The following is an 11,898-nucleotide window of genomic DNA, read 5'->3' on the forward strand; positions in this document are numbered from 1 at the left end:
TATTCTGGAGAATTTATTATGGCGAAAGAATTTGGTCGCCCGCAACGCGTGGCCCAGGAGATGCAAAAAGAGATCGCAATCATCCTGCAGCGCGAAATTAAAGATCCGCGTCTGGGTATGATGACAACTGTTTCAGGTGTCGAAATGTCCCGTGACCTGGCGTATGCCAAAGTATTTGTCACCTTCCTGAACGACAAAGATGAAGCGGCTGTTAAAGCCGGAATCAAAGCATTGCAAGAAGCCTCCGGTTTTATCCGCTCGCTGCTGGGTAAAGCCATGCGCCTGCGTATCGTGCCTGAGCTGACTTTCTTTTACGACAACTCACTGGTCGAAGGGATGCGCATGTCTAACCTGGTGACCAGCGTGGTGAAACATGACGATGAACGTCGTGTGAATCCTGCGGACGACAGCAAGGAGGACTGATGAGTCGTCCTCGTCGTCGTGGTCGCGACATTCATGGTGTTCTATTGCTGGATAAGCCACAGGGCATGTCCAGCAATGACGTACTGCAAAAAGTAAAACGCATCTACAATGCCAACCGTGCCGGTCACACTGGTGCGCTGGATCCGCTGGCTACAGGCATGTTGCCTATCTGCCTCGGGGAAGCGACAAAGTTTTCGCAGTACCTGCTGGATTCTGACAAACGCTATCGTGTGGTTGCCCGTTTGGGACAGCGCACAGACACTTCCGATGCTGATGGGCAAATCGTGCAGGAGCGTCCGGTGACGTTTACCCCGGAACAGCTTGCGAATGCGCTGGACACTTTTCGCGGCGATATCGAACAAATACCTTCGATGTATTCGGCGCTGAAGTATCAGGGTAAAAAACTGTACGAATATGCACGTCAAGGCATTGAAGTACCGCGTGAAGCACGTCCGATTACTGTTTATGAGCTGCTATTTATTCGTCATGAAGGTAACGATCTGGAGCTGGAAGTGCATTGCTCCAAAGGAACTTACATTCGAACTATTATTGACGATCTGGGCGAAAAACTGGGATGCGGCGCGCATGTTACGTATCTGCGCCGTCTGACGGTCAGCAAATATCCGGTAGATCGTATGGTCACGCTGGAGCATTTACGCAGTCTGGTTGAACAAGCCGAACAGCAGAACATTCCGCCTGCGCAGTTGCTTGATCCGCTGCTGATGCCAATGGACAGCCCGGCGTCTGACTATCCTGTTGTTAATCTTCCTTTAACGTCATCGGTTTACTTTAAAAATGGTAATCCTGTGCGTACGACGGGCGTGCCTCTGGAAGGACTGGTTCGCGTGACGGAAGGTGACGAAGGCAAATTTATCGGCATGGGGGAGATAGACGATGAAGGTCGTGTCGCCCCCCGTCGACTGGTGGTTGAGTATCCTGCGTAGCGCTCTCTGTCTTGCGATAAAAGGGCGCTGCGAGTAGAATACTGCCGCTTAACGTCGCGCAAATTATTTAACAGTTTGCGCGACGTGTACACAAAATCATTCGAGCTGCATCAAGGCGGCAAGTCTGAGAATCCTCAGGGGCTTACTTAAGTAAGTGACTGAGGTGAGCGGACGCAGCCAACGCAGAGTCAGTTTGAAGGATGAAGTGTATACACTGGGATCGCTGAATTAGAGATCGGCGTCCTTTCATTCTTAACACTTTGGAGTTTTAAAATGTCTCTAAGTACTGAAGCTACAGCTAAAATCGTTTCTGAGTTTGGTCGTGATGCAAACGACACCGGTTCTACCGATGTTCAGGTTGCTCTGTTGACTGCACAGATTAACCACCTGCAGGGCCACTTTGCAGAGCACAAAAAAGATCACCACAGCCGTCGTGGTCTGCTGCGCATGGTTTCTCAGCGTCGTAAACTGCTCGACTACCTGAAACGTAAAGATGTTGCACGCTACACCGCGCTGATCGAGCGTCTGGGCCTGCGTCGCTAATTCTTTCGAGTTTCAGAAAGAGGGGGCCTTCATGGCCCCTTTTTTCCAGCAGATGGCAGCAATTCGCTGGAAACTAATGTATTGTTGCTAAGTATGATCTTCCGTTGCAGAGGTTCGCGCGGCTAATGAGAGGCTTTACCCAATAAGCGTGGGTTAGGGTTGTCATTAGTCGCGAGGATGCGCAGAAGATCGGGTATTAACGATGGCGCATTTGTGTCGTCAAAAAAAATAGAGAAAGGATATTATTTTGCTTAATCCGATCGTTCGTAAATTCCAGTACGGTCAACACACCGTAACGCTGGAAACCGGCATGATGGCGCGTCAGGCGACTGCCGCCGTTATGGTTAGCATGGATGACACTGCGGTATTCGTTACCGTTGTTGGTCAGAAAAAAGCGAAACCAGGCCAGGATTTCTTCCCGCTGACTGTTAACTATCAGGAGCGTACTTACGCTGCTGGTCGTATCCCAGGTAGCTTCTTCCGTCGTGAAGGTCGTCCGAGCGAAGGTGAAACCCTGATCGCGCGTCTGATTGACCGCCCGGTTCGCCCGCTGTTCCCGGAAGGCTTCGTAAACGAAGTACAGGTTATCGCGACTGTTGTTTCCGTTAACCCGCAGGTTAACCCGGATATCGTGGCAATGATCGGTGCATCCGCTGCGCTGTCTCTGTCCGGCATTCCGTTCAACGGCCCGATTGGCGCAGCACGCGTTGGTTACATCAATGACCAGTACGTACTGAACCCGACCCAGGACGAACTGAAAGAAAGTAAACTGGACCTGGTTGTAGCGGGTACTGAAGCTGCCGTACTGATGGTTGAATCCGAAGCTGAACTGCTGAGCGAAGACCAGATGCTGGGCGCTGTAGTGTTCGGTCACGAGCAGCAGCAGGTTGTTATTCAGGCGATCAATGAGCTGGTAAAAGAAGCTGGAAAACCGCGTTGGGACTGGCAGCCAGAAGCCGTCAACGAAGCGCTGAATGCGCGCGTTGCAGCGCTGGCAGAATCTCGTCTGAGCGATGCTTACCGCATCACCGACAAACAAGAGCGTTATGCTCAGGTTGACGTGATCAAATCTGAAACCATCGCTACGCTGGTTGCAGAAGACGAAACCCTGGACGCTAACGAACTGGGTGAAATCCTGCACGCTATCGAGAAAAACGTTGTTCGTAGCCGCGTACTGGCAGGTGAGCCGCGTATCGACGGTCGTGAAAAAGATATGATCCGTGGTCTGGACGTGCGTACTGGCGTTCTGCCGCGTACTCACGGTTCCGCACTGTTCACCCGTGGTGAAACTCAGGCGTTGGTTACTGCGACCCTCGGAACCACGCGTGATGCGCAGAACCTTGATGAACTGATGGGCGAGCGTACTGACAACTTCCTGTTCCATTACAACTTCCCTCCGTACTGCGTAGGCGAAACTGGCATGGTCGGTTCTCCGAAACGTCGTGAAATTGGTCACGGTCGTCTGGCGAAACGCGGCGTGCTGGCAGTAATGCCGGACCTGGACAAATTCCCGTACACCGTACGTGTTGTGTCTGAAATCACTGAATCTAACGGTTCTTCTTCCATGGCTTCCGTGTGTGGTGCTTCCCTGGCGCTGATGGATGCAGGTGTGCCAATCAAAGCCGCTGTTGCGGGTATCGCGATGGGTCTGGTGAAAGAAGGCGACAACTTTGTTGTTCTGTCTGACATCCTGGGTGACGAAGACCATTTGGGCGATATGGACTTCAAAGTGGCGGGTTCCCGCGACGGTATCTCTGCACTGCAGATGGATATCAAAATTGAAGGTATCACCAAAGAGATCATGCAGGTTGCTCTGAACCAGGCTAAAGGTGCGCGTCTGCACATCCTGGGAGTGATGGAACAGGCGATCAACGCGCCGCGCGGCGACATTTCTCAGTTCGCTCCGCGTATCCATACTATCAAGATCAGCCCGGACAAGATCAAAGACGTTATCGGTAAAGGCGGTTCTGTTATCCGTGCTCTGACCGAAGAGACCGGCACCACCATCGAAATTGAAGATGATGGTACTGTGAAGATCGCGGCGACCGACGGTGAAAAAGCAAAATATGCTATCCGTCGTATCGAAGAGATCACCGCAGAAATCGAAGTAGGCCGTATCTACAACGGTAAAGTGACCCGTATCGTTGACTTTGGCGCATTCGTTGCCATCGGTGGCGGTAAAGAAGGTCTGGTACACATCTCTCAGATCGCCGACAAGCGCGTAGAGAAAGTGACCGATTACCTGCAGATGGGCCAGGAAGTACCGGTTAAAGTTCTGGAAGTTGATCGCCAGGGCCGCGTACGTCTGAGCATTAAAGAAGCAACTGAGCAATCTCAACCCGCAGCTGCACCGGAAGCACCGGTGAGCCAGCAGGGCGAGTAAGGTTGCCATTGCCCTCCGTGTGAGCGGAGGGCCTTTAACCCGGCAGGACGCCTTGTTAGCAACCGGGGAACTGGACGTTCATTCAATCGTTGTCTTCGGGAGTGGGAAATGAAGCCTTTTTTGCGCTGGTGTTTCGTTGCGACAGCACTCACGCTGGCTGGATGCAGTAATTCCACCTGGCGTAAGAGTGAAGTCCTCGCAGTACCACTGCAACCGACTTTACAGCAGGAAGTGATTCTGGCACGTATGGAACAAATTCTTGCCAGTCGGGCTTTAACCGATGACGAACGCGCACAGCTTTTATATGAGCGCGGAGTGTTGTATGATAGTCTCGGTCTGAGGGCACTGGCGCGAAATGATTTTTCACAAGCGCTGGCAATCCGACCAGATATGCCTGAAGTATTCAATTACTTAGGTATATATTTAACGCAGGCAGGCAATTTTGATGCTGCCTATGAAGCGTTTGATTCTGTACTTGAGCTTGATCCAACTTACAACTACGCGCACTTAAATCGCGGTATCGCATTGTATTACGGCGGTCGTGATAAGTTAGCGCAAGATGATCTGCTGGCGTTTTATCAAGACGATCCCAATGATCCTTTCCGCAGTCTGTGGCTTTATCTCGCTGAGCAGAAGCTCGATGAGAAGCAGGCTAAAGAAGCGTTAAAGCAGCGCTTCGAGAAATCGGATAAAGAACAATGGGGATGGAACATTGTCGAGTTCTACCTGGGCAACATTAGCGAAGCAACGCTGATGGAACGCCTGAAGGCGGACGCAACGGATAACACCTCGCTCGCTGAGCATCTCAGTGAAACCAACTTCTATTTAGGTAAGTACTACCTAAGTCTGGGGGATTTGGACAACGCTACGGCATTGTTCAAACTGGCGGTGGCTAACAACGTTCATAACTTTGTTGAGCACCGATACGCATTGTTGGAATTATCGCTCCTGGGCCAGGACCAAGATGACCTGGCAGAATCGGACCAGCAATAGCTGACGTACACATCAGCCCGTAATCTTTTTGATTGCCATCACCTTCGCGGGTGAGGGCGTTGTTGTTCGTTAATACACCTACTTTGAGCCGGTTCACACTTTTCAATGAAAATTGCAGATCAATTTCATGATGAGTTATGTAGACTGGCCGCCATTAATTTTGAGGCACACGTACTACATGGCTGAATTCGAAACCACTTTTGCAGATCTGGGCCTGAAGGCTCCTATCCTTGAAGCCCTTACCGATCTGGGTTACGAAAAACCATCTCCAATCCAGGCAGAGTGCATTCCGCATCTGCTGGGCGGTCGCGATGTTCTGGGTATGGCCCAGACCGGTAGCGGCAAAACTGCAGCGTTCTCTTTACCGCTGCTCAACAATCTTGATCCTGAGCTGAAGGCACCTCAGATTCTGGTGCTGGCACCGACCCGCGAACTGGCGGTTCAGGTTGCAGAAGCCATGACGGATTTCTCTAAACATATGCGCGGCGTGAATGTGGTTGCCCTGTACGGCGGCCAGCGTTATGACGTGCAATTACGTGCCCTGCGCCAGGGCCCGCAGATCGTTGTCGGTACGCCGGGACGTCTGCTGGATCACCTGAAGCGCGGTACTCTGGATCTCTCCAAACTGAGCGGTCTGGTGCTGGACGAAGCTGATGAAATGCTGCGTATGGGCTTCATCGAAGACGTTGAAACGATTATGGCGCAGATCCCGGAAGGTCATCAGACCGCTCTGTTCTCTGCAACTATGCCGGAAGCGATTCGTCGTATTACCCGCCGCTTTATGAAAGAGCCGCAGGAAGTTCGTATTCAGTCCAGCGTAACCACGCGTCCTGACATCAGCCAGAGCTACTGGACTGTGTGGGGCATGCGTAAAAATGAAGCTCTGGTACGTTTCCTGGAAGCAGAAGACTTTGATGCGGCGATTATCTTCGTACGTACCAAAAATGCGACCCTGGAAGTCGCTGAAGCACTGGAGCGTAGCGGTTATAGCAGCGCTGCACTGAATGGCGACATGAACCAGTCTCTGCGTGAGCAGACTCTGGAGCGTCTGAAAGATGGCCGTCTGGATATTCTGATTGCGACCGACGTTGCTGCTCGTGGCCTGGACGTTGAGCGTATCAGCCTGGTTGTTAACTACGACATCCCGATGGACTCTGAGTCTTACGTTCACCGTATTGGTCGTACTGGTCGTGCGGGTCGTGCGGGTCGTGCGCTGCTGTTCGTTGAGAACCGCGAGCGTCGTCTGCTGCGTAACATCGAACGCACCATGAAGCTGACCATTCCGGAAGTAGAACTGCCGAACGCAGACCTGCTGGGCAAACGCCGTCTGGAAAAATTCGCCGCGAAAGTACAGCAACAGCTGGAAAGCAGCGATCTGGATCAGTACCGTGCTCTGCTGGCAAAAATGCAGCCGGAAGAAGAACTGGATATCGAAACTCTGGCCGCAGCACTGCTGAAAATGGCTCAGGGCGAACGTCCGCTGATCCTGCCGCCAGATGCTCCGATGCGTCCGAAACGCGAATTCCGCGACCGCGATGATCGTGGTCCGCGTGACCGCAACGATCGTGGCCCGCGTGGCGACCGTCCAGAACGTGGTGGTGAAGATCGTCCACGTCGTGAACGTCGTGACGTTGGTGATATGCAGCTGTACCGCATTGAAGTGGGCCGTGACGACGGTGTTGAAGTTCGTCATATCGTTGGCGCGATTGCTAACGAAGGCGATATCAGCAGCCGTTACATTGGTAACATCAAGCTGTTTGCTTCCCACTCCACCATCGAACTGCCGAAAGGCATGCCGGGCGACGTGCTGCAGCACTTTACCCGTACCCGTATCCTGAACAAACCGATGAACATGCAACTGGTTGGCGATGCAGTACCGCACACCGGTGGTGAGCGTCGTGGCGGTGGTCGCTTCAGCGGCGAACGTCGTGAAGGCGGTCGTGGTGAAGGTCGTAGTTTCAGCGGTGAGCGTCGTGAAGGCGGCCGTGGCGATGGTCGTCGTTTCAGCGGTGAGCGTCGTGAAGGTAACCGTGGTCCGCGCCGCGATGATTCTTCTGCGCCGCGCCGTGATGACTCTGCTGGCCGTCGTCGTTTCGGTGGTGACGCATAAGCCTTACGGTTTAAAAGCGTAAAGTAAAATATACAGCCCCGATCTAAACAATCGGGGCTTTTTTTATTTCATTTGTACTCGTGTACTGGTACAGTGCGACACATTAAAATGTAGTCACAATATAATTGACTGGAGAGATGGCTGAATGGCAACACTAACCACCACCCAAACGTCACCTTCGCTGCTCGGCGGCGTAGTGATTATCGGCGGCACCATTATTGGCGCAGGAATGTTTTCTCTGCCAGTGGTCATGTCCGGGGCGTGGTTCTTCTGGTCTATGGCGGCGCTCATCTTTACCTGGTTTTGTATGCTGCATTCCGGGCTGATGATCCTGGAGGCCAATCTGAATTATCGTATTGGATCCAGTTTTGACACCATTACTAAAGACCTGTTGGGCAAGGGCTGGAACGTTGTTAATGGTATCTCGATTGCTTTTGTACTCTATATTCTGACCTATGCATACATTTCTGCGAGCGGTTCGATCCTGCATCACACCTTCTCGGAGATGTCGCTGAATGTTCCGGCACGTGCGGCAGGATTTGGTTTTGCTCTGCTGGTAGCGTTTGTGGTGTGGTTGAGTACTAAAGCGGTCAGTCGCATGACCGCCATTGTACTGGGTGCGAAGGTAATAACGTTCTTCCTGACCTTCGGCAGTTTGTTAGGGCATGTGACACCGACTACGCTGTTTAACGTGGCGGAAAGCAATGCTTCATATACGCCGTATTTGCTGATGACGCTGCCGTTTTGCCTCGCCTCATTTGGCTACCACGGCAACGTACCGAGTCTGATGAAGTACTACGGCAAAGACCCGCGCACCATTGTTAAATGCCTCGTTTACGGCACGCTGCTGGCGCTGGTGCTGTACACCGTATGGTTGCTGGGGACGATGGGCAATATTCCGCGTCCTGAATTTGTTGGTATTGCACAGCAGGGCGGTAACATTGATGTGCTGGTGCAGGCGCTGAGTGGTGTGTTGAACAGCCGTAGTCTGGATCTGCTGCTGGTGGTGTTCTCTAACTTTGCGGTAGCGAGTTCGTTTCTTGGAGTGACGCTGGGGCTGTTTGACTATCTGGCGGATCTGTTTGGTTTTGACGATTCTGCAATGGGCCGCTTTAAAACGGCATTACTGACTTTTGTTCCGCCGATTGTGGGTGGCCTGCTGTGGCCGAACGGTTTCCTGTATGCAATTGGTTATGCAGGATTAGCAGCAACGATTTGGGCGGCAATTGTCCCGGCATTACTGGCGCGTAAATCCCGTCAACGCTTCGGTAGCCCGAAATTCCGTGTATGGGGGGGCAAGCCGATGATTGCTCTGATCCTGGTCTTCGGCGTCGGCAACGCGGTTATCCACATCCTGTCGAGCGTGAATCTATTGCCTGTGTACCAGTAACCTTTTAGTGCCGGATGGCGCTACGCTTATCCGTCCTACACGCTCTCGTAGGTCCGGTAAGCGAAGCACCACCGGGCAAAACAACGCCCTACCCAACCAACTCTTCTTTCACCTGCATCGCTAAATCAAACGAATGTAAACGTGCCTGGTGGTCGAAAATCTGCCCATTGACCATAATTTCATCCGCTTGTGTTTCACGCAGAATCGACTCCAGTCCATGACGTATTTTCACTTTATCTCCCACCAGCGACATACTCAGTGCCTGCTGAACGCCATACTGCTCAGAAGCGGACCACAGCTGATGCATATTTTCTACCGGAGGTGGTAACTGTCCGGTTTCACCCCGACGCAATTTTACGAATGCCTGCTGCATCGAGGTAAAGAGAAATTCGGCATCACGATTGCTGTCAGCGGCAATGATATTGATGCACACCATGGCATACGGTGTTGCCAGCCGTGCTGAAGGTTTGAACTGAGTGCGATACAGATGCAATGCCTGGTGCAGCATATCTGGTGCGAAGTGTGAGGCGAAGGCAAACGGCAAACCAAGCTGTGCTGCCAGTTGTGCGCTGTACAGGCTGGATCCCAGTAACCAGACCGGAATTTGCTCACCATAGCCGGGAACCGGGCGTACTTGTGGATTAGGATCGCATGCGTCAAACCAGTCCACCAGTTCCGCCACATCGCGCGGGAAGTTATCGATATCACCGCTCATATGACGGCGCAGTGCGCGCATGGTGGGTTGATCGCTGCCTGGCGCACGTCCAAGGCCCAGGTCGATACGGCCAGGATACAGCGTATTCAGCGTCCCGAACTGCTCAGCGATCACCAACGGTGAATGGTTAGGTAGCATGACCCCACCGGACCCCAGACGCAGGGTGGTGGTATTGGCTGCCAGATAACCTATCAGTACAGAGGTTGCTGCACTGGCGATACCGGTCATATTGTGATGTTCAGCCAGCCAGTAGCGATGGTAGCCGCGCTTTTCAGCCAGTTGAGCGAGATCCAGAGAGTGCGTAAAAGCCTCTTTTGCACTGGAACCTTCGGGGATCGGTGCCAGATCCAGCACCGAGAACGGAATAATTTTGTCAGTCATAACGGCTCACTTTGTTACCGGTTAATCTTTTAATACTGCATTAAAATTTGATTACCGTTGTTAACAAAGTGAGCTTTTTTACGCCTGAAGCTCCAGACCTGCCAGACGTTTCCAGTAGCCGTTACAGTCGCTGTGGGCAGTAAGTGGTAATGGGGCACAGCCATTCTCATTGGCACGGAAGGCATCAAGCATCGCGAATGTCTCGGTTCCTAATGGGGACAGACGGACGATATCAACCAGGCCCTGCATGGACGTCAGTTCATTACCGAGGTTGTAGACATAACCGCTCATGGTCTGAATCCCATTCAGGACAAAGACCTGCTGGTTCTCTTGCGACAGGACATCGCGGCCATTTGGATATTTGATGCAGCAGGTTTCGCATTCGTCTTTTGGTCGGTCCTCAGAGCGTGCGGTAAAGCAGCGGGCAGAGTACGCTAAAGGTAGATGCCCGTAGCTCAGAACTTCGACTTCAAACTGGTTGCGAATACCCAAGTCATCACACTGGTTGAGCAGATTCACCAGCCAGTCGCGGGATAGTTCTACTGGCATACACCAGCGCACCATGCCTTGTTTAAGCAACAGACGAAGGGTCACGGCGTTGTAGCAGTTGAGCGCATGCCCGGCGACAAATGGCAGTTTACGTTCGGCGCACATGTTCACAACGCCCAGATCGCTGGCTTCCAGTAGGAAGTCGCCATTTTCTACATAGCGCTTCAGCTCACCCAGCTCCGATGATGCCTGAACCAGCGCCAGCGTGGACAGCACCACCTGTTTCCCGCTACTGGCGAGTGATTTTGCCATATCAATCCAGTCACCCGTTTTGGTGGCGCGGCGTTTGCTACACACAGCTTCCCCAAGATAGATAACGTCGGCATTACTGGTAGCGGCCTGCTGATAAAAATCTTCCAGCGTTTCTTTCGACCAGTAGTAGAGCACTGGTCCTAAGGAATATTTCATTGCTTTTCTCACTGCCATTTACGGTGATACGCACCAAGCGTAGTCTGCGTGCCTTCGGACATTGAACCGAGTGTTTCCATCCAGGCGCTTTGCGGAACAAAGTTCTGCGGATCGGCTTTGCAACGGTCAATCGCCTGGCGCCACACTTTCGCCACCTGGCTGACGTAAGCCGGGCTACGCTGACGTCCCTCAATTTTCACCGAGGCGATGTTGGCTGCCATCAGATCGGGTAGCAGTTCTAACGTATTAAGGCTGGTCGGCTCCTCCAGCGCATGATAACGCTCACCGTCCACAAGATAGCGTCCCTTACAAAGCGTTGGATAACCTGCGTTTTCACCGTCCTGATAGCGGTCAATCAGCACTTCATTCAGGCGAGATTCAAGGCCTGCTGGGGTTTGCTGCCAGCGAACAAATCGGGCAGGGGAGCACGCACCAACGGTGTTGGGGGATTCACCCGTCAGATAAGACGAAAGATAGCAGCGACCTTCCGCCATAATGCACAGACTGCCAAAGGCAAACACTTCTAAAGGAACTGGTGTTACGCGAGCGAGCTGTTTTACCTGATGGATTGATAGCACACGTGGTAGAACAACGCGTGCGACGTCAAAGTTGCGATGGTAGAAATTAATCGCTTCCTCGTTGGTTGCGGATGCCTGAACGGAGACATGGCGCTCAATATGCGGGTAGCGCTCTGCGGCATACTCAAGCATAGCGAGATCGGCGAGGATCAGCGCATCAGCACCCAGTTGCGCCGCCATATCAACGGCTCGTTGCCAACGTGCGTAACCATCCGGGTGCGCAAAGGTGTTAATTGCGATGTGCAGCTTACGGCGGTGTTGATGGACAAAATTCACCGCTTCCTGCAATTTTTTCTCGGTAAAATTAAGGCCGGCGAAATGACGGGCGTTGGTGTCATCTTTCAGCCCGATGTATACAGCATCAGCGCCGTTCTCGATGGCCGCCTTAAGCGCCGGGAGATTTCCGGCAGGGCAGAGCAGCTCCATAATTTATCCTGAAAGTTGCGCCACCAGGGCGCAAAAATGTTAACGAAGAGGGATT

At 52.5% G+C, this 11,898-nt stretch carries 11 protein-coding genes; 8 read left to right on the forward strand and 3 right to left on the reverse strand.

The annotated features are described in order from the left end of the window. The first annotated feature begins 18 nt into the window (after positions 1–18). The 8 genes from rbfA (at position 19) to mtr (ending at position 8,786) form a co-directional block, all read left to right on the forward strand. Positions 19–423 (forward strand): 30S ribosome-binding factor RbfA, encoded by a 405-nt coding sequence (gene rbfA, locus SK36_RS00515; protein WP_013364561.1) that lies wholly within the window; start codon positions 19–21, stop codon positions 421–423. Beyond that, entirely contained in the window at positions 423–1,367 is a 945-nt protein-coding gene (truB, locus tag SK36_RS00520) for a tRNA pseudouridine(55) synthase TruB (protein WP_045448017.1), read from the forward strand. The genes rbfA and truB overlap by 1 nt, the downstream gene beginning before the upstream one ends. Before the next feature lie 273 nt (positions 1,368–1,640). Further along, on the forward strand, positions 1,641–1,910 hold the full coding sequence (rpsO, locus tag SK36_RS00525) for a 30S ribosomal protein S15 (RefSeq protein WP_000059465.1): 270 nt from the start codon (positions 1,641–1,643) through the stop codon (positions 1,908–1,910). 247 nt (positions 1,911–2,157) lie between these two features. Beyond that, entirely contained in the window at positions 2,158–4,293 is a 2,136-nt protein-coding gene (gene pnp, locus SK36_RS00530) for a polyribonucleotide nucleotidyltransferase (protein ID WP_045448013.1), read from the forward strand. A 108-nt stretch (positions 4,294–4,401) separates the two neighbouring features. Beyond that, on the forward strand, positions 4,402–5,286 hold the full coding sequence (gene nlpI / locus SK36_RS00535) for a lipoprotein NlpI (RefSeq protein ID WP_040234121.1): 885 nt from the start codon (positions 4,402–4,404) through the stop codon (positions 5,284–5,286). Positions 5,287–5,391: 105 nt separating this feature from the next. Then, complete coding sequence (yrbN, locus tag SK36_RS24515; RefSeq protein WP_010723222.1) at positions 5,392–5,472, forward strand: protein YrbN; 81 nt, start codon at positions 5,392–5,394, stop codon at positions 5,470–5,472. After that, positions 5,465–7,396 carry a DEAD/DEAH family ATP-dependent RNA helicase gene (locus SK36_RS00540; protein ID WP_045448009.1) on the forward strand — a complete coding sequence of 644 codons (1,932 nt, stop codon included), beginning with the start codon at positions 5,465–5,467 and terminating at the stop codon, positions 7,394–7,396. The genes yrbN and SK36_RS00540 overlap by 8 nt, the downstream gene beginning before the upstream one ends. Before the next feature lie 145 nt (positions 7,397–7,541). Beyond that, complete coding sequence (gene mtr / locus SK36_RS00545) at positions 7,542–8,786, forward strand: tryptophan permease (protein WP_045448005.1); 1,245 nt, start codon at positions 7,542–7,544, stop codon at positions 8,784–8,786. An 88-nt stretch (positions 8,787–8,874) separates the two neighbouring features. On the opposite strand, the gene SK36_RS00550 is transcribed toward mtr, so the two are convergent. The 3 genes from SK36_RS00550 to ubiU form a co-directional block, all read right to left on the reverse strand. Then, positions 8,875–9,882 carry a luciferase-like monooxygenase gene (locus SK36_RS00550; RefSeq protein ID WP_045448002.1) on the reverse strand — a complete coding sequence of 336 codons (1,008 nt, stop codon included), beginning with the start codon at positions 9,880–9,882 and terminating at the stop codon, positions 8,875–8,877. A gap of 78 nt (positions 9,883–9,960) precedes the next feature. Further along, positions 9,961–10,839, reverse strand: coding sequence for a U32 family peptidase (locus SK36_RS00555; RefSeq protein ID WP_045448000.1), 879 nt, complete (start codon positions 10,837–10,839; stop codon positions 9,961–9,963). Positions 10,840–10,847: 8 nt separating this feature from the next. Further along, a complete protein-coding gene (gene ubiU / locus SK36_RS00560) occupies positions 10,848–11,843 on the reverse strand; it encodes a ubiquinone anaerobic biosynthesis protein UbiU (RefSeq protein ID WP_045447998.1) in 996 nt (331 codons plus the stop codon). Positions 11,844–11,898 lie beyond the last annotated feature (55 nt).

The organism is Citrobacter sp. MGH106 (assembly GCF_001037495.1).
GTDB lineage: Bacteria > Pseudomonadota > Gammaproteobacteria > Enterobacterales > Enterobacteriaceae > Citrobacter > Citrobacter murliniae.

Coding starts and splice junctions, on each gene's coding strand:
- SK36_RS00555 (WP_045448000.1), bottom strand. CDS start 10,839: ATGAAATATTCCTTAGGACCAGTGCTCTACTACTGGTCGAAAGAAACG.
- ubiU (WP_045447998.1), bottom strand. CDS start 11,843: ATGGAGCTGCTCTGCCCTGCCGGAAATCTCCCGGCGCTTAAGGCGGCC.
- rpsO (WP_000059465.1), top strand. CDS start 1,641: ATGTCTCTAAGTACTGAAGCTACAGCTAAAATCGTTTCTGAGTTTGGT.
- nlpI (WP_040234121.1), top strand. CDS start 4,402: ATGAAGCCTTTTTTGCGCTGGTGTTTCGTTGCGACAGCACTCACGCTG.
- yrbN (WP_010723222.1), top strand. CDS start 5,392: ATGAAAATTGCAGATCAATTTCATGATGAGTTATGTAGACTGGCCGCC.
- truB (WP_045448017.1), top strand. CDS start 423: ATGAGTCGTCCTCGTCGTCGTGGTCGCGACATTCATGGTGTTCTATTG.
- SK36_RS00550 (WP_045448002.1), bottom strand. CDS start 9,882: ATGACTGACAAAATTATTCCGTTCTCGGTGCTGGATCTGGCACCGATC.
- rbfA (WP_013364561.1), top strand. CDS start 19: ATGGCGAAAGAATTTGGTCGCCCGCAACGCGTGGCCCAGGAGATGCAA.
- mtr (WP_045448005.1), top strand. CDS start 7,542: ATGGCAACACTAACCACCACCCAAACGTCACCTTCGCTGCTCGGCGGC.
- SK36_RS00540 (WP_045448009.1), top strand. CDS start 5,465: ATGGCTGAATTCGAAACCACTTTTGCAGATCTGGGCCTGAAGGCTCCT.